The following is a 17753-nucleotide window of genomic DNA, read 5'->3' on the forward strand; positions in this document are numbered from 1 at the left end:
CATGGATTTATTTGGGAGTTATTATTTGTTCCTAGTAAATTTTAGCGCAGTGGTGATGGCAGGGACAAGCGAATTAATGTGTCGAAGCGGAATCTCTTTTTAATAGTGTGGTTCGGTTATGGTTAGTTGCATCAGAAGCTTGAACGCGCCCCGTTGGAGCGCCGTCATTAGATAATCTACATGGAGAATCGAACTGTTAGCAAAAATGAATCATCGAGCAGGCCCTCTCGCTCACCCATATAGCTATAAAGTTTTTGATTCTCAAAGCCCAATCCCAAATTAGCATCCAGCTCCGCATGCAAACCAATTGCAAGTCGGGGTCCGATCAGAAGGTCGTCGTCATCCCCAAAGTCATAGTTGACAATACCGATTCCAGGGCTGAGGTAAACTTCATAGGGACCAAAACGCTGTGAAAGTTTAAACGTGGCGCCCAATGCCGTAAGACCCGGTGCACCATCATCCTCGTCCTTCGAGTGCATGCTGAAGTAGCCACCAAACCCTTCAGCAGGAGTATCCTTCATAATGAATTCACCGCCCACTATCAGCCCACCAGGACCAATTCCCAGTTTCAAGCTTGCATCTTGCTCTTGCCCATAGCTACTGCTACACAAGAGCAGGCTGCCTACCAATAAGAATCGTTTTGATATCATGGTTTCGTACTCCTTTGATCGTCTATCCACATCACCGCCCCATCCAAGCACAGCCCTTGGGCGAACTCTATGGAATTTTTCCATCAATTGACAATCATTCCTAAGTTCTTTCTTTAGGGGCTGTTGATGTTGGGAGCACAAGCATATCAGATGCCTGTGCTCCCAACATCAACAGCCCCCAATACCCTAGCTAAGTTTTCAGGCTGCTCCCATTCTAAAAAGCGAAGAAAACGCTATCATATGCCATTGAAATATTAAATGCAGCCTTGCAATCAGCCCCAGGCTTGGTAATCTAATAGGTTGATATATAGCGGAGTTTCCATGAATCGTTGCTGGTGGGCAGGGGACGACCCCCTCTATGTTCAATATCACGACCTTGAATGGGGTGTGCCAGTTTATGAGGACCAAAAGCTGTTTGAATTCCTTACCTTGGAGTCTATGCAGGCAGGGCTAAGCTGGATCACCGTCCTTCGGAAACGGGAAAATTTTCGTCTGGCCTTTGCAGATTTCGATGTAAATAAAGTGGCGCGATTCAGCGACAATAAGATCGCTAAATTGATGGCTGACGCAGGGATTATTCGCAATCGAAAAAAAATCGAGGCTGCGGTAAACAACGCTCAGCGATTTTTAGAAATACAAGCGGAGTTCGGCTCTTTTAGTGAATACAACTGGAGCTTCGTCGATGGTAGCCCCAAAATTTTTCGCCGCCGGAATCGCAAAAGCGTGCCAGCAACAAGCAAGGAGTCGGATGCCTTCAGCAAAGATCTGAAGAAGCGTGGCTTCAAGTTTGTGGGATCAACGACAATTTATGCTCATATGCAAGCTACAGGCATGGTGAATGACCACCTTACTTCGTGCTTCCGTCACAGCGAACTTTCTTAAAACGATAAAAGGAGTGCAACTGGCGTGACTTCAGTGACAGCCTTGGTGGGACGTTTCCTCATTCTTATCGGAATCTATTGTCTGCTCCGCATCGGATTTTATATACACAACATCCACCTCTATCACGAATTACCACCCCAAGATGTGCTATTTAGTTTCCTCATAGGGATGCGCTTTGACCTTGCCGCCATTTGCTTGATCAATAGTCCCTATATCCTGGTTCAATTGATGCCTTGGAGATCGGAGGTATGGAAGCCACGGATCATGAGAATTTTGTTCGTTTGCTGCAACGGTATTTTCATTGGCCTCAACATATTCGACATAGAGTACTTTCAGTTCACGAGTAAGCGACTTACAGCTAGCTCATTTCATATTGCCCAGGACATGCAAGCTCAGATTTGGCAGGTAGCCGCTTACTACTGGCACTTTTCCTTACTGATCGTTCTCATGTTTATCGTCTTGTGGGCCCTTGATCGACAGTTGGACCAACGCCGCACAGAGATTCTAAGCTGGCCGCAGCGTTTTTTTTGGGGTCTGATTGCTCTAGGTTTTACCATCTTGGGAGCCAGAGGTGGTTCGCAAATTAAACCTTTGATTCCAGCCCATGCGTATCTTAGCAACCTACCTCAGCTAGCAAATCTTAGTTTGAATAGCAGCTTTACGATACTAAAGACATACAACCAGTCTGGAATTCAAGCTAAGAGCTACTTCCCCAACTGGCGATCCGTGGAAGGTGCGCTATCTGCGGTACCGACACTCGCCAAACCTCATGAAGCTACGCTTCCCGAACAGACCAATGTTCTGATCATAATTCTGGAAAGTTTCAACCTCGAATATATGGGAATGCCTCATCAGCGACGAGGATACACGCCGTTCCTAGACGAACTAGCCCGACAGGGAACATTTTTTCCCTACCATATAGCAAATGGCAGACGGTCAATCGACGCCATGCCTTCAATTTTCGCCGGCATACCCTCCTGGATGCAGAGACCTTTCATTACTTCAAGCTACCAAACAAACTCCCTGACCCCACTTCCCAAACTCTTCAAGCAAAAGGGCTATGAGACAGCTTTTTTCCACGGAGGAGAAAATGGAACCATGTTTTTTGATGTGATGGCCGAACGATTCGGCTTTGATCGTTACTGGGGGGCACAAGATTATCCTAGCGATCAAGACCATGACGGCCATTGGGGCATTTACGATGGTCCATTCCTGCAGTTTACAGGCAAGACGTTGAGTCAGATGGCGCAGCCTTTTTTCGCCAGTGTTTTCACTCTTAGCTCTCATCAGCCTTATAGTATCCCTCCTGCTTTGCAAAACAAATTTGCCAAAGGTACCTTGGAGATTCATGAGTCCATCGGCTACGCGGATTACTCCCTAAGGGAATTTTTTCGTTATGCCAAAAGCCAGCCTTGGTATGGCAACACTCTGTTCGTCATCACCTCCGATCATACATCTAAGTCGGAACATGCGGAGTATCAAACTGAAGTCGGAAGCCTCAGGGTGCCGCTCATTTTTTTCCACCCAATGATTGATTTGAATATGAAGACCGATAAACTCGCCCAGCAGGCTGATATTCTTCCTACCCTAGTAGATCTATTTGCATGGAGTCCTAGGGAGCCCCTTCCTCATTTCGGTAATAGCCTTTTATTAGACGACAATCGTCATGTGGTTATTTACTCTGGTGGCCGATACAAGATCCTTAACCACCAAGGCTTATTGTCATTTGAGCAAGACCAGCTGATTAACCTAGAGGTACTACCATGGCTACCGATTCAAAGTGGACGGACTGAAATGTGGGACCAAATCTTAAGAGCTAAGGTACAATATTATCATAATGGTTTGATTGAAGACCGCCTCATTTGGTAAACCTATGGGATCAATCCAAGACTTGAAGGGGAAGCCCATGCTAGCAAAGCTTGATCAGGTGCAGAATTCCATTAAGACCGTTAAAGATCGTGTCAACAAAACGGGAGATCAAGTTCTCGATTCTGTTTATGGTATGTCTAAACGAATCAACGTGATGACTTTCCAGCCTCTCCCCAAGTCTGCTAATCGCTTGTATGATGCTATTCCAAATAAACCCCGCGATACTGCAGAAAAAGCTTTGGAGCGCTGGTTTGAGCAGATTCCAAAGTCCAAGAAAATCAAGTGGGGTGAAGACATTTTCTCCCGCTATATATCCCTTCGCCGCGCTGTTATCGGCGGAGAAGAGCGGATCTACGATAGCCCAGAAGGCCCCATCTGTTATTGGGAAACAAAACGCAAACCTGGCAAAGAAACCATCGTATTCTTTCATGGCTTTGCGGATACCAAAGATAACCTCTTCGATTTAGCCCAGCATATGGTGCCTGATTATCATTTTTTTGCTCCTGATATCCCCGGCTTTGGCAAGAGTTTTAAGAACCCCCAATTGAACTACGAACTCACATCTATGGCCGACTGGCTTAAAGGCTTAATGGATGATCAAGGAATCGAGCAGTTTCACCTGATTGGTCACTCGATGGGAGGGGGTTTGGCCATCGACTTCGCATTGAAGTATCCCGAGATGGTCAAGAGCCTATGCTTGATTTGCTGTGCAGGGGTCATCACCCCAGATGCTCCGTCTATTTATGACGAAATTCTTGATGGCGAGGTTTTATTTCAAATCGAAACCATGGATGAATTCGAAGATTTTTTGGGGCGAGCATTCTATAATCTGCCGTTTGTTCCCCCTTTTGTGAAGCAATACTACTTTAATCAGTTTCTTGAGAACTATGATTGGTATGGGCTTCTCGTTGAGCAGACCTTTGAAAATATGGAATCACGAGACGACCCCCGATTTCAGCCGAAGTTCTTTAATGACCAGCTACCGTCACTCCAAATACCAACACACATTATTTGGGGAGAAAAGGATGCGATCTTTCCTGCTGATTATGGCAAAGAAGCTCATCGACTAATTCCAGGCAGCACGCTTAATATTCTCTCGGACATTGGGCATTCTCCCCAATATGAAAGTCCGAAACAGGTCGCCAAATTGATCCGCGGCTTTCTGCAACATCAAATCAAGCAGGACGACTGCAAGCTCCATATTAAGGAGAGCTAGTATGACATTGGTATTGAGTGAAGTAGCTTCCAGATTGAAGTTAAATTCTATTAACTACATCGAAGATGATTGCGGGCCATTTGTCCATGAGATATTGATAAGATAGGATCTCGTCAACAACAATCGTAATAGCTTATGCCAATCAGATCTATCAGTAATCCGAAGATCGCGCTTCATGGTTCATTTCACGTATCGGCTCTCATTTCGAGCAGCTTTCAGGAAGAGCTTGAGAACTATGACTGCCGGCAGCTACCCAATGGTCTCCTGCACGCTTCAGCGCGTCGCCAGGTACAGTTTCTAGCGGGTCGCCATTGTGCAAGACAAGCCTTGATCGCAGCTAACTTCATTGGTGAAAAGATCGTAGGCCAGAATTCCGATCTGTCACCCCGTTGGCCTCAAAGTATCGTTGGCTCCATCACCCACACATCGAGCTATGTTTCAGCGGCCATTGCGTATCGAAACAAGGTTCGCAGCTTGGGTATCAACTCAGAGCGCTTATTTTTGAGTGGGGCAACCGATAGCTTATGGGATGTGATCCTTACGAGGCGGGAGGTGGCGCAGTACGAATGGCAATATAAGCATCATTTTGATCGTTCTGAGTATATTTCACTTCTGTTTTCTGCCAAGGAAGCCATTTATAAGTGCTACTATCCTATTTCCATTTATCGCTTGAATTATCATGATATTCATGTCGAGCCCGACGTTGAAGGGTGCAATTACTTTCGCTTTGCGATAAACAAGAAAGCGGTGAGCAACTCTTTATTCGAGGAGCAAGGCAAAGGTCGCTACGACTTTCGCTATGGCCACGTTCATTCAAGCGTTTATATATTCGAGGATACACATGAGTCTAGCAACGAAGGGTATCGACCCAGTAGCTCGTCGACAGCAAGAGGATGATTTCAAGATTCTTCAAGCCAAGGCCAGACGAGCTTTTGCCAAAGGCGACCCCACTCCCATCCCAACCGCACACGTTCACGAATACTACATGGCTCAGATGAAAGAAGCTTGGAGCAAGAACTTTCGTTTTGACTCAGAAGTTATGGTTTTGGTTTCAACAGAGTTTTAACTCAGCAAATAATAATAAGGTCAAGAAGCTAGAGCTTCGCCACGCCTTAGCGTAACGAAGAAAACGAAGAGTTTTATATCAAGAACCCGAAAAAACTTCGGGTGCAAGGCTTGGCAAGCATACCAAACCGCAGCGTACAAACGTACGTGAGGATTTTGTAGGCTTGGCGTAACGAAGCAAACGAAGAGTTTTATATCAAGAACCCGAAAAAACTTCGGGTGCAAGGCTTGGCAAGCATACCAAACCGCAGTGTACAAACGTACGTGAGGATTTTGTAGGCTTGGCGTAACGAAGCAAACGAAGAGTTTTATATCAAGAACCCGAAAAAACTTCGGGTGCAAGGCTTGGCAAGCATACCAAACCGCAGTGTACAAACGTACGTGAGGATTTTGTAGGCTTGGCGTAACGAAGCAAACGAAGAGTTTTTCGGGTTCTAGTCCCAGATGTTGGCGACGGATTCCAATGTCACTTCCCGAAGCCGCCTTTTATTGGCAGCAAAGGCATGAAGCTGCACATTGTTTCCAATCTGCATCGCATAGGCTAGCGCAGTCTGCTCAAGATCTTGAGGCACGACGACCTTATCAAGATAGCCTGCTTCTTGGGCTTCATCAGGGCTAAAGATTTCACCAATAGCCACCGCTCGGGTCAACATTGCCGGAGAAATTCTATCCTTGGCTAGAGCCACTGCCAGCTTTGGTAGAGTCATGCCAATTGCAGTTTCATTGAGGCCAATCTTAAATTGCCCTTGGGTTCCTAAGCGAACGTCTCCCACAAACAACATAATTGCTCCCATAGCCATAGCATGACCTGAGCAAGCAATAATTAAGGGCTTCTCATAAAGGTATAGCTTGGTCAGTAGCTGACCTCCAGCCTTCACGAGAGCCATGGCGGCCTCATGGCTTTCTTTCATCACTTTAAGATCAAATCCGCCGGAGAAGATCCCTTCCTGGCCAGTGAGTATTACCGCCTTAACCTGCTCATTATCTCTATGATCATCGAATATTTGATGCAACTCCTCGATCATATCGTGAGAAAAGGCGTTGACCTTACCTGAGTGTAGCTTTACCAGGCCAACTGAATCAACAACTTCACTTGAACAATGTGTCCCCATAAGACCCTCCCAATTTAAGTGAGGCTCTACTATAGAGCTTGAATTCTAAAAAAGAAATGAGTCACAAACGAAAAGGGCCAGGCCATACTCATGACCTGGCATCGGAAAAAAACGACCATGCATCAACCCTGTCGGGGGCTAGGGTATCGCAACATATTCAATACTCACGTTTAACGTGAGATCCGAGTGATCGCAGTCATCAGGATCGTCATCTCCTGTGGCAATCACATCGAATGATAAAACTTTCTCTTCTGCCAGCCTTTCCGCTAAGACTGGTACTTTCTTCATGTCGAGATTCAACGCAAAAGAACCCTGTTCATCATGACCGGGCACCTGACAGGCTTCATCGGCCAAGCAGTACTGGACGCCGTATAGATTTGGGTCTTGCTCCACCTGTGCGTGAGCTTGCCCCTTGACCTTATCCCAATTCCAAGAAATAAGGTCTCCGGCTTTATCGAAAAATTGAGCCCAACCCAGCTCAGACGCAACCAGAATAGTTTGGTTGAGATTTACAAAGAAGTAGTCGTCGTACAGCAGGTCAGCACTGGCTGATTTCAAATCAACCGAACACACCACCGACCGCTGGGGTAGCTCGATGCTGACTGTTTGTTTTTCGTGGGCTGTCATCACTCCAGCTGCGGTAGGCATATTTAAGCCCTGACCAAAGTTACAGTTGGCCGTTTGTGGAAATGGTAAAGCTTGCCGAAACGTTTTGATTTGATTTGGATCGTCGCAGACATCAAGCAAGGCTCCTTGGGCTTCAACATCTAATGTCGAATCCGCGACCACTGCATCGATGGTTCTGATAGGAAGTTGTTCCTCTACTGGCTCCCGCGTAGCACTAGCCGAATTGAAGGCATTGCCTTCACAACCGCTCACCCCTGCTAGAATCAGGATGAGACCCGTAAGTCTTAACATGATGTTCCCCTAATTTCCCTCGTAATCTCTCAAAGGCAGTATCGGCCTACTGAACAAAATACCTAAGCATTTCTATATACTGCAATTATTATAGTACTTTAGAGGAAAACAAAAAATTGAGATGGGTGGTTTGTAAAGCAAAACTGAGCCCAAGGAGGGGCAGACCCGCTCCGTTCGGAGCTCCAAGCGGATGCCTCGCCTAAAACGACTGCTTTGAGCCACGACGAGGCTGCTTGTAGCGGACCTCTCCAGGATGCCAGCCATTCAGCACCATACAGCGCCGGAAACCACGAGTCGCCCGATGTTTGCGACAGTAGGCGTGATCAGATTGATACTTTTCGTCTAAGTCTTCGACAGTATGACGAGCAAAAGGATCTCGGCTGGTGGATTGGCATGAGCTAGCTAGAACTAATAAAAACAGTAACTTGTATAACATTCTTCAACCTCAACAACAGCAAGAGGAACAGCAGCAACACAGTAGCTAAAGGCTAAAGAGCAATTTTTGGACTAAGCATTACCAATAGTCCCTCACAGCCCAGAAAAACTGGAACTGAAAGGGCAAAAAACGATCGATTGATTACTTGTAAGTTGACTCGAAAATCTTGTCTGCGTTGGCCGCTACAAACCCCTGGTAATATGACTGCCACTTGTGGTCGTCAGACCGACCTTCTAAGGGATAGCGCTTTGCAAATTCGACGAACCCATAACTAACGTCTTCAATCCCATCTTGAAACGTGAAAGGGCGTTTGACTGCCATCGTCGCTATTTGTTCAAGTTTGATCTCAGCTGTTCCCTTCACCAGACCTCCCGAATGATTCATGGGAATGTTAAGCTCCCCTTCCAGATACTCTCCCAAGCTTTGAATGCTTGAAAATGAGTCCATAAGGTGGACGCTTACAGTGAAATGGTTGATCTGATGACCAAACAAATAAGTCCAGGCGGCATAATCACTTTCTGACTTGAGAATGTGATATCGCCCTTTTGAAGGTCGAGACCATGCGGGCCCTTCCGTTAGCAAGGCAGTGAGGTGATCAACTAAGCCATCCTTTGCGCTCTCATCCCCAGCTTTAACCTTAGCCAATAGGTCACGAATTGCGGGTAGTGGTGAGACGCGGACCTCTTTAGTGATCTCATGGACCGTATCCTGAAACTCTTGGCTGAATTTTTCGGCCATCAGCTCTGAGATAAAAATCTTGGGGGACGCCTCGTAGCTCTCACCTTGATTATCAGGGGGAGACATCCAAAATGCGTCGAGATTCTTTTCTTCGAAGTGGTAGTCATCTTCTCTCTTATATCCCAACGCCTCGAAAGCTTCCTGAAGGACATGCTTGCCTGTGTTTTCTCCCGGAAGGGTTCGGTAGGCCACATGATCTTCGATCCAAGCATCTTTCTTAGCCTTAAAGTCAGCCTCTATTTTCGGTGCATAGGGAACGAGATCGTAGTAGTGAGTCCACAGCTTTTTGAATACCCGTTGCCGGCAGTCGTCTATCGCTTCCATAATGCCAAATCCTTAAGCAATTAAACCTTCCTAGTTGTAGCAAGTTTTAGGGAATTTTAAATCAGGAACTTATCCGCACGAGGGACAATGTGGAAGGGGAGAAGGGGATCGTTTCGCCCCTATTTCAGATGAGACTGAGCTCTCGCTGTTCGGATCGGATTGTCATAACAAAACCGTATTCCTGGCTCCGGAGGATCGACAGCCGCTCACCAAGGGCTGGCTCGTCAAGAAGCTTATAGGGAATCGACAAAATTGTCATATCTTCGAAAAATAATGAGTAGTAATCATCGTACCTTAGAATCCTAACGACCACATGGTCTTCTGATATCGCTGCACATTCCATCGCTGCTCTCCCGCTTTAACAAGGATAGATCAACTACCCTATAATAATTCAATCGACCCACTCGATCGTGCACTAACGAAATCGCATAAGCCACTGGGATAAAGAGACAAATAGAGCTGTATTTGGCGGAGTCTCAAAAACTTGGCATCGAATTCTGGATAAGTCACTAGGATAACACGCCTCACAAAACCTAGCCGATTCTACTTACCCACTTGTATGGAGCTGTGAGCTGGCGATAGACCTGACTCCAGATCTCGTCCTTGTTGGAATCGCCCGATGATAAACAGCTCAGTTCTTCTCAAGGGAAAACAAGGCCACACTAAGCTCATATACTTCCTCCCTAGCACCGGATTCTAGGAGTAAATTCATATCCTCCAAGAAGTGCCTAATCTTCTCTTTTGCATCAGGAAGAAAACTTTTATCGATGCAAAACGTAACGGAATGAAACTCTCGCATGTTGAAATCCTGTTCTCGGATCGCCTTGCTAGCTTTGTTAAGGATTTGAACGTGCCTATCCGTACCCGGTCTAGATGCGATTTCTAAATCAGAGATATTGCCTTTGCTTTTCTGCCATTTCCCTTGAGCATCTTTTGTTAATAGACCTAGATTTTGGAGCCTCTCTATGGCGAGCTCGGCTTCAAGAACAGAAATACCAAGCTTCTTAGCGATGTCCGAAGTATGGGACGAAAAGTCCGTTTTAAAAGTCATCTCTAATATGGCGTAATAGTACCAGTTTGATATGACTGCAAAGGCTGACTGGCTTAAGGTTTTTTTATCTGAAATCGCCGAAAAACCTACTCCTTGAGGTGCAGGATGGATAGGCGTTTGTGATCCGCAGCGTAAGCGGAGGTGAACAAATCTTCAGTTAGGAGTATTCTGCTCCTCAATGTACTTCTTAATGACATCAATAGGTGCGCCGCCACATGAGCCAGCAAAGTAACTGCGAGACCATAGACTTCCACCCCATAGTGCTTGTTGAACTGAAGGATAACCCCTTTTCCTGATTCTTTGAGACGAAGCTCCTTTCAAACTATTAACCAACTTTGAGACAGAGACTTTTGGTGGGTAATGAACTAGCAGGTGGACATGATCATGTTCACCGTCAAATTCAACTAGTTCGCTTTCGAAGTCATTGCATACCTTGGAGAAGATAGTTTCTAAATCGTCGAGTATTGGTTTTGTAAAAACCTTTCGACGATATTTTGCAACAAACACCAGATGTACATGCATCAAAAACATACAATGTCTTCCAGTTCTTAAATCGCTTGACATGTAGTAACACCAGATATATTTAACGACAGATGCAATGTAAGAGAAAACGATGCAGTATTTCAAGTACAAATTGAAACCAAACAAGGCACAAAAAGATGTACTAAATCAGTGGATCGGTGCTTGTAGGTGTTTGTATAATATTGCTCTTGAACAACGCAAGATGATCGACTGCAAAGAACAAAAAGCTAGATCATTTGCGACTCTTGAAATCAGATCAAAACTAGACAAGAGTGATATAAAGTCCTGGGAGAAATATCACAGTATTAACTATGATTACCAGGCGGCAGAGCTGAAGGCTTTGAAGTCTGAATTTCCCTGGTTCAAAGACGTTCCTGGTCAAGCATTGCAATACTCTCTCAGGCATCTTGATACCGCTTTTCAAAGATTTTTTAAAGGCGAAGGCTCTTTTCCAAAAAAAAAGAAAAAAACTCAAAGAGCTGGTGTTAAAATACCAAAAGGAAGAACCAAAAAGAATCCCAAGGGTAATTTTCAAGTACTTGAAAAACATATCAATCTTCCAAAGATGAAAGATCCTATACGCTTCATAAGATCCAGAGATATGGAAGGTGAAGTTAAGTCGCTAACGATTACAAAAGATGGCGACAGTTACTTTGTCTCAATCTTGTGTGATGTCGGTGACAAGTATGATGGCCTATCCCACGAATCGAGAACACATGTCGGCATAGATCGTGGTATCGCAAAATCTATTGCGATTAGCGACGGCAATCATTTCGATCTTCCTAAGCTAAAGATTAAAAAACTAGAAGAAAAGATCGCAAGGGAGCAAGTTAAGATTTCTCGAAAAACGAAATATTCAATCAACTGGTATAAATCTAAGAGAAAAATCTCTCGTTTTCATAAGAAGATTACAAATATACGCATGGATTCTTTGTGGAAAGAAGCGGTTAGACTCAGCAAAAACCACGCTGTAATAGCCCTAGAGGACCTGAAGATTCGCAACATGAGTAGGAGTTCTAAAGGAACGATAGATAATCCAGGTAAGATGGTTGCGCAGAAATCGGGCTTAAATAGAGCTATCCTTCGTGAAGGATGGTATGATTTTGCGCAAAAGCTTGAGTGGCAAGCTAAAAAACGTGGGGCAAGAATCATATACTGTGATCCTAAATACACATCACTGACCTGTAATAAATGTGGTCACAGAGCAAAGGAAAACAGGCAAAGCCAAGCTGAGTTCCAATGTGAAATATGTCACCACAAAGAGGATGCAGACACCAATGCATCCCGTAATATTCTAGACAAGGCGTTAGGTACGGGCGTCTTTAGCTTGGAAGCATCCTGATAAGGATGTGGAAAAGAATCACCCTCCTTCAGGTGGGTGAGGTTTCAACTATTGAACTTTTGTTTAAGCTTGCTAAGAGCTTTTCTTTTTTTTCCGGGTCTGAAATATGAGCAGCACGGACTAAACCGATGAATTGGTTAGCACTCCGAAGGGAAAGGTCCAGGTTTTCCGAGATCTCATGGGCCTTTTGGAGGGATAGTTTCCGCTTTCCATTAAGCAAATGGCTTAGAAACCCTTGATCGATACCAAGGTCCTTTGCAAAGGCTCTCTTAGAATATCTAGGGTTACTATTCTTTTTTTGCGAGTACATTTCGATCAAGAAGCTAATATATTCCAAGAGTCCCTCTCCTATCCATAGCGTTGTCTTCAGACAACAGGCGGGCACATTATGTTTGAACTTAGGCGCTGGTACAACTAGTTTTGCCTTGTCCAAGATTGATGACGTATCAAGAGGTTTAAATGAAATATTTTGCTGCGATTGCCCTTATGATAGGCCTTGCTCCCCAACTTTCATATTCTGGTAGTTTTACAACAAACTCAAACCCACCAGATGAAGAACTTAGCTCGGTAGAACTTGCCAATATTCTACTGAACGCCCAGTTATCTAGCTGTGTGAGTCAATGGAGAGACAATCACCTCACTGTAACCGATGCCTCCATCCTAGACCGCTTCCACAGCCCTAAAGCAACCGTGACGACCTATCTCATAGTTGGCGATGCCAGACAGGGAGATATTATTACAGGTCGAGGCCAGATGTTGATTCTGAAAACCAGTCATGTTTCTCAGGAGCTCACCTGGGATACCTATAGTTGTCAGGTATCAATGAACGATTGAAAAGCTCCGTAGTCTGTCTTTATTCCGAGCAAGCCTATGGCTTAGCCATAGGTAAGCCGTCAAATATCAACCCACTTCAAAAGGGAAAAAAATGAGAAACTTACTTGGATCTGCTTTGTTACTATCCGCTCTAAGCCCTTCACTTTTCGCAAGTAGCATCATTGAGCTAGGGAGAGAAGCAAACGATGCCGTTCGGAACTTATCCCATTGTTCCAAGGAACTAGCGGAAATTTCGACTGACACCTCGTGGATTGGCAAAAGTGAGCTTTGGGCCAACGAGAATGGCAACCACGGCTATATCTTCAGTGTGTTTGACTCGATAGTCTTTGAAACTATTAGCCTTGGCACTCTAGAGGTATTTAAAGAGTTTATCCCTAACCCACCGGCGGATGGCTCTTCTTACAAAACTCACTGCATCTTAAGAAAGAACTAATATAAGGGGGCCCAGGCCCCCTCGATTCCAAGTCATGGTAGAGACATTCGCACCTCCACCGTTTCAAGCCGAAACCTTAACCCATTAGAACGGATCGAAAACTTTTGGACAGTAGTCGAAAACAATGTCTTTCAATATTTTTCAGCTGGAACCCCTGTGAGATCGAGTCTATCGGAACCACATCCCAGTCGAAAATAGGATAAATGGCTTGGTGCGCCCCATACCACGGCTTCTATTTACACTTCAGATTTCCAAGACCAGGGATTTCGCGGGCTCTTGAAAACTTACTCGGACCGGAATAAGTATCGATATAGCCGGTTCCAATCGAAATCAGAAAAACCGGGAGCTCATGACCCACCTAGATAGTACATATTTTTTAGCGGGTTCGAAATTCAAGTGGGTTCAATACTTCGATGTTTGATTCAATAGTCTGACAAGAACCCACTGTTGATCAAAATCTTGTCGACCTTGGAGTTTTATGAACAAATTTGGGGTGGTATGCCTTTCGACTAGCGATCCAAAAAAAAGTTACCTTCCCTTCTTGAGTACCTCAAATCTTCGCGTCTAACGTTTGATTAGGAATAACCGAATCCTGCTAATGCAAGGCCCATTATTAACAAGAAGGATACAATCATGAGCAGTACCGATCTAATAACCTACCTCAATTATATGTCAACTTGGGAAACTGAAAGTGATGCAAACATTGATAAGCTAATTGCAGAACATAGTCTATTCGTCAATCTAGGTCAATTTGATTCAGACACCGCAATCAATGATGAGTTTGCTACCCTCAACGACTTAGCATGCAAGGTTCGCGATCTGACCATTGCAGCTGATGCGACCCAAATTGCTGCAGATGCTGCAGCTGTTTCAGCAATATGGTCCTTTGGTATGAGTATGGCTGCATTTGCGGCTTTAGAAGCCGCAGAGCTTATAGAAAGGAAAGAAATTTCTTCAAAGTCAAAAGAACTGAACGATAAGCTGGCGACTGTAGATACAGATATATCGAAAAAAATTAACAAGAATGTTGCCGACTACGTTGCAAAATACAAGGAAAACAACAATCTCATAGCGTCCAAAGCTCCAAAGGGATTGGATACTAAGACATGCCGAGGCAACCTAATGCAATTTATGGCAGAGGTAGAAAAAAACACCATTTTGGATGCAGCAAATTTCAAAAAATATGCGGCATCAGCACGGATTGTCTATAATAGCGATGAAATTAATAAAGTTTATGATGCCCTCGACAAACTCAATTTAAGCTCAAGATCGGACGCAGACGTAAAACAGTTTATGGATGTCCTTAAAGGCTTAAACTACCCGAAAACAGAGCTATCACTGGTCCAAAACTTCGCCATTGCCATCATGTTCTACAAGCTTAAAATTGCAAATGCTACAATCAAAGCACAAGCGGAGGCAGCCGGCCTTCCTGTTGAAGAAGTCGAAGCCACTGCATTTGAAGCGATGGATGCAGTAGGAAAGTTCGTAACAGTTGTAGCAGTCGTTATGTCCGTGGTCGATGTTGTTTTCAATATCTTGGATATCGTTGATGTTGTGAAGCAATGCGAAAAAATGTGCGATGAGCTGAATGGAACGATAAAGAGCAGCTATAAGTCGTATTTTGATGGAATTAAGGAAGCTTCCAAACAGTATAATGCTGCTATAGCCCCGAAACAGAGAAAGGCTGCCTAGCTTTAAATCAGCTAGGTTAACAGACCTTCAAGACGAGAATTGGAACCTGTATCATTGAGGTGCTGCGCAATATATTTAAAGGTATGGCAACCATTTATACCTAGCTTGCGCAGCACTGTGTGCCTTAGGAAAAAACATCAGAAATGGGCAGCGCACATATATCTTGTGCGCTACCCACAAGGAAACTCATCATGTTAAAATTTCCATCACAGCCTTAAATCATTTAGCAAGGGCTCTAAAAAATCAAATTCCTGTAGCTGATGCCTACCGCCAGAACAAAATCACTAACTTCCTCTTTCATATCTTCTGGAAGTCCTGGAACGATCGATCTCCCAATAGATCCATAGGCCTGAAGACTTGGAGACGTATCAAACCTCAATTCAAAAAATGGATAAAGTGAAAAATATCGTTATAATCCATCATAGTCATCTGAGTACTCTTTTTGACCAAGATCAATTCCAATTGAGCTTTCAACTTGTCCATAGGTAGAAAGAGTAAAAGATCCTGAAACTCCATATCTAGCTGAGCTATCACCATGTGTGGCAAAATTTGAACCACCAAAAACGAGATCTTGATTTGATCCTATGTACACGCCCAAATAGAAATTTTCAGACACTGAACGTGCATACCGCAGCAAGATGTCATCGTTAGGCTCATTGGCAAATCTGGACAATCTACAAAAATACATTCTAGCGACAATAATTAGCCAGCCACTAAAGAAGCGCTCAGGAAGGCGAGAGCCAAGAGCAATTAAAAAAGGCCGAAGCCACACGATAGGTTGAAAATCCCTCGAAGGCAGTGGCACGAAGAGTCTTCAGCCTAAACCAGTGGCATTGATAGCTAAAGCTATTGATTACGCTGCCATCGCTTTTCTGGTTGACGATGCTTAGAACGCGATTGAAATTGTCGTAGCTATAGTTCACCTCGGTGCCATTGCTGTAGCTGATCTTTTCTAGGGGTTGGTTTTTGCTGTAGCTAAAGCTGGCGGATTCGCCTTGGCTCCTATATTCACTTGCCGAACCTAAGACCCGAATATCTTGCATCAGTCGCCCCAGCTCAACATGGATCTTACGATGGGTGTGGTTGTGAGGATCGGTGATGCCGTTGACCTTGCTATTGAGGTCATAGGTGTAGCTAGTTTTTTCCAGCAGTGGAGTTATCACCTGCTGCAATGCATTGTCTAAGCTATAGACCCTAGCAGTGATCAATCCCTTGCCGTCAACGGTATTAACTAGATTTCCTTGCCCATCATAGCTTTTAGCGATGGTAATCGCTTGCTCTCCTTCACTAAGTACTTGACCACGAAAGTTATAAATTACTCTGAGCGTTAGATTATTACCATCTGTGATGACAACTTGGTGAAGATTATCCAGATCATATTGAAACGCTTCGATTTTACGCGACTTCCGACCAACAATCCCCTATTTCAACAAAATCTAAGATCTCATATTCGCCTTTATTATGGCATTTACTCCTTAATAACATTAACTTAAGTCTTTGCCTAAGAGTCCTGGAGAAACTATGTCAAAATATAAGGGCAGCGATTCACAGCCAACCCCTTTTGATCCGGCCTACACCCAGCTATTTTCCTACCCAAAGATGGTCAGGGACTTGCTGGTCAACTTTGTCAAGCAGCCATGGGTCAATGATATCGATTGGGACAGCCTACATACACTAAGCCCTAAGTTTGTCACGAAAAAGCTCAGAAAGCGTGAATCAGATATCATTTGGAAGGCTAAGTGGCATGATAGAGACCTCTACATTATCTTATTTCTTGAGTTCCAGAGTTCCGTAGATCGATTCATGCCAGTTAGAATTCTAGCCTACGTCAACTTGCTATTTCTACAGCTTGTGAAAGAAGGAAAAATAACCGATAAGCTACCACCTGTGCTGCCTTTAGTGCTATATAATGGAGAAAAGGAGTGGAAGGCAGGCGTCTCAATGGCTGATTTGCTGCATCCTGACTGTCCTGATGCTTTGAAGCCGTACCAGCCCGAGATCCAGTTTTTCCTTCTTGATGAAAAACGTGTGCCTGTGAGCGATGACGACATCAGCTCAGATAATCTTGTGGCACCCATATTTGCTCTAGAGCAAGCGGACCAGAAGAATCTATACACGACGTTTTTGCTATTAAAACGGGTTTTGGAAAGTTCTGCTGAGTTTGCTGATATTGCGCAAGCATTCATAGCATATGTAACTGCCGTGACTCGTGCGGAGGAAAGAGATCCTTCCATTAAAGTGAAAAGTTTGGACGAGGTTGAAATCATGCTTTCTAAAAAGATCGATAATTGGATTGCTGAAGGCGAAGCAAGGGGTGAAGCAAGAGGCGAAGCAAGAGGCGAAGCAAGAGGCGAGACTAGAGCTCAACGAGCCATTGCTCTTGCACTACTTCAAAAAGGCCTCGATAAGATGCTTATTGCGGAAGCGACAAAGCTCTCTGTCGAAGAAATCGAGGCGCTAGCTAAAGACGTTTGATCCCATGCGATGTCTTTGGCTCGTGAGTGCTTGTTCTGCTAGATTGCCACCATGGGACGAGCTAGACAAGACATCGTGAAACATTCAGCCTTACTCCATTGTCCTGTCCGAGCAAGGGTGTCACAAATCAAGACAAAAATTAAGATAGGCCCTGATATCACTCATGGGCAGTCTCTTTCCAAAAACTCCTTCTT

Annotated in this window: 20 protein-coding genes; 10 read left to right on the forward strand and 10 right to left on the reverse strand. The window is 44.5% G+C overall.

Annotated features, from left to right (window positions below; all coding sequences use genetic code 11):
• Nucleotides 1-176: 176 nt before the first annotated feature.
• Nucleotides 177-650, reverse strand: coding sequence for a hypothetical protein (locus B9N89_RS29430; protein WP_143478298.1), 474 nt, complete (start codon nucleotides 648-650; stop codon nucleotides 177-179).
• 321 nt (nucleotides 651-971) lie between these two features.
• Here B9N89_RS29430 and B9N89_RS29435 point away from each other — a divergent pair, with 321 nt between their 5' ends.
• From B9N89_RS29435 to B9N89_RS29455, 5 genes are all read left to right on the forward strand, one after another.
• Entirely contained in the window at nucleotides 972-1532 is a 561-nt protein-coding gene (locus B9N89_RS29435) for a DNA-3-methyladenine glycosylase I (RefSeq protein WP_132325874.1), read from the forward strand.
• Nucleotides 1533-1556: 24 nt separating this feature from the next.
• Entirely contained in the window at nucleotides 1557-3401 is a 1845-nt protein-coding gene (locus tag B9N89_RS29440; RefSeq protein WP_132325872.1) for an LTA synthase family protein, read from the forward strand.
• 37 nt (nucleotides 3402-3438) lie between these two features.
• Nucleotides 3439-4617 (forward strand): alpha/beta fold hydrolase, encoded by a 1179-nt coding sequence (locus B9N89_RS29445; RefSeq protein ID WP_159455726.1) that lies wholly within the window; start codon nucleotides 3439-3441, stop codon nucleotides 4615-4617.
• Nucleotides 4618-4752: 135 nt separating this feature from the next.
• On the forward strand, nucleotides 4753-5514 hold the full coding sequence (locus B9N89_RS29450) for a 4'-phosphopantetheinyl transferase family protein (RefSeq protein ID WP_132325868.1): 762 nt from the start codon (nucleotides 4753-4755) through the stop codon (nucleotides 5512-5514).
• Complete coding sequence (locus tag B9N89_RS29455) at nucleotides 5459-5683, forward strand: hypothetical protein (protein ID WP_132325866.1); 225 nt, start codon at nucleotides 5459-5461, stop codon at nucleotides 5681-5683. Before B9N89_RS29450 ends, B9N89_RS29455 begins: the two co-directional genes overlap by 56 nt.
• Nucleotides 5684-6116: 433 nt before the next feature.
• Here B9N89_RS29455 and B9N89_RS29460 read toward each other — a convergent pair whose 3' ends face one another.
• The 7 genes from B9N89_RS29460 to tnpA form a co-directional block, all read right to left on the reverse strand.
• Nucleotides 6117-6794, reverse strand: coding sequence for a crotonase/enoyl-CoA hydratase family protein (locus tag B9N89_RS29460; protein ID WP_132325864.1), 678 nt, complete (start codon nucleotides 6792-6794; stop codon nucleotides 6117-6119).
• Nucleotides 6795-6932: 138 nt separating this feature from the next.
• Nucleotides 6933-7712: a hypothetical protein gene (locus tag B9N89_RS29465; protein WP_132325862.1), complete on the reverse strand. Its 780-nt coding sequence runs from the start codon at nucleotides 7710-7712 to the stop codon at nucleotides 6933-6935.
• A gap of 199 nt (nucleotides 7713-7911) precedes the next feature.
• Entirely contained in the window at nucleotides 7912-8148 is a 237-nt protein-coding gene (locus B9N89_RS29470) for a hypothetical protein (protein WP_132325860.1), read from the reverse strand.
• A 141-nt stretch (nucleotides 8149-8289) separates the two neighbouring features.
• The gene (locus B9N89_RS29475; RefSeq protein WP_132325858.1) at nucleotides 8290-9210 is read right to left on the reverse strand and encodes a DUF1338 domain-containing protein; all 921 of its coding nucleotides are present in this window, start codon (nucleotides 9208-9210) and stop codon (nucleotides 8290-8292) included.
• Nucleotides 9211-9334: 124 nt separating this feature from the next.
• Nucleotides 9335-9553: a hypothetical protein gene (locus tag B9N89_RS29480; protein WP_132325856.1), complete on the reverse strand. Its 219-nt coding sequence runs from the start codon at nucleotides 9551-9553 to the stop codon at nucleotides 9335-9337.
• A 288-nt stretch (nucleotides 9554-9841) separates the two neighbouring features.
• On the reverse strand, nucleotides 9842-10372 hold the full coding sequence (locus B9N89_RS29485; RefSeq protein ID WP_132325854.1) for a DUF4423 domain-containing protein: 531 nt from the start codon (nucleotides 10370-10372) through the stop codon (nucleotides 9842-9844).
• 42 nt (nucleotides 10373-10414) lie between these two features.
• Nucleotides 10415-10825, reverse strand: coding sequence for an IS200/IS605 family transposase (gene tnpA, locus B9N89_RS29490; RefSeq protein ID WP_132325852.1), 411 nt, complete (start codon nucleotides 10823-10825; stop codon nucleotides 10415-10417).
• 49 nt (nucleotides 10826-10874) lie between these two features.
• Here tnpA and B9N89_RS29495 point away from each other — a divergent pair, with 49 nt between their 5' ends.
• The gene (locus B9N89_RS29495) at nucleotides 10875-12125 is read left to right on the forward strand and encodes an RNA-guided endonuclease InsQ/TnpB family protein (RefSeq protein WP_132325850.1); all 1251 of its coding nucleotides are present in this window, start codon (nucleotides 10875-10877) and stop codon (nucleotides 12123-12125) included.
• Between the two features lie 28 nt (nucleotides 12126-12153).
• Here the strand turns inward: B9N89_RS29495 and B9N89_RS29500 are convergent, their stop codons facing one another.
• A complete protein-coding gene (locus B9N89_RS29500; RefSeq protein ID WP_132325848.1) occupies nucleotides 12154-12462 on the reverse strand; it encodes a helix-turn-helix domain-containing protein in 309 nt (102 codons plus the stop codon).
• Nucleotides 12463-12584: 122 nt separating this feature from the next.
• Between B9N89_RS29500 and B9N89_RS29505 the strand changes: the two genes are divergently transcribed.
• From B9N89_RS29505 to B9N89_RS29515, 3 genes are all read left to right on the forward strand, one after another.
• Nucleotides 12585-12959 carry a hypothetical protein gene (locus tag B9N89_RS29505; RefSeq protein ID WP_132325846.1) on the forward strand — a complete coding sequence of 125 codons (375 nt, stop codon included), beginning with the start codon at nucleotides 12585-12587 and terminating at the stop codon, nucleotides 12957-12959.
• 91 nt (nucleotides 12960-13050) lie between these two features.
• Nucleotides 13051-13392 carry a hypothetical protein gene (locus tag B9N89_RS29510; RefSeq protein WP_132325844.1) on the forward strand — a complete coding sequence of 114 codons (342 nt, stop codon included), beginning with the start codon at nucleotides 13051-13053 and terminating at the stop codon, nucleotides 13390-13392.
• Nucleotides 13393-14061: 669 nt separating this feature from the next.
• Nucleotides 14062-15084, forward strand: a complete 1023-nt coding sequence (locus tag B9N89_RS29515) for a hypothetical protein (protein ID WP_143478299.1) — start codon at nucleotides 14062-14064, stop codon at nucleotides 15082-15084.
• A 725-nt stretch (nucleotides 15085-15809) separates the two neighbouring features.
• Here B9N89_RS29515 and B9N89_RS29520 read toward each other — a convergent pair.
• Nucleotides 15810-16292, reverse strand: a complete 483-nt coding sequence (locus B9N89_RS29520; RefSeq protein WP_132325838.1) for a hypothetical protein — start codon at nucleotides 16290-16292, stop codon at nucleotides 15810-15812.
• A 313-nt stretch (nucleotides 16293-16605) separates the two neighbouring features.
• Here B9N89_RS29520 and B9N89_RS29525 point away from each other — a divergent pair, with 313 nt between their 5' ends.
• The gene (locus B9N89_RS29525; protein WP_132325836.1) at nucleotides 16606-17559 is read left to right on the forward strand and encodes an Rpn family recombination-promoting nuclease/putative transposase; all 954 of its coding nucleotides are present in this window, start codon (nucleotides 16606-16608) and stop codon (nucleotides 17557-17559) included.
• The last annotated feature ends 194 nt before the right edge of the window (nucleotides 17560-17753 follow it).

This window comes from Pseudobacteriovorax antillogorgiicola, from assembly GCF_900177345.1.
In the GTDB taxonomy this organism is placed as follows: domain Bacteria; phylum Bdellovibrionota_B; class Oligoflexia; order Oligoflexales; family Oligoflexaceae; genus Pseudobacteriovorax; species Pseudobacteriovorax antillogorgiicola.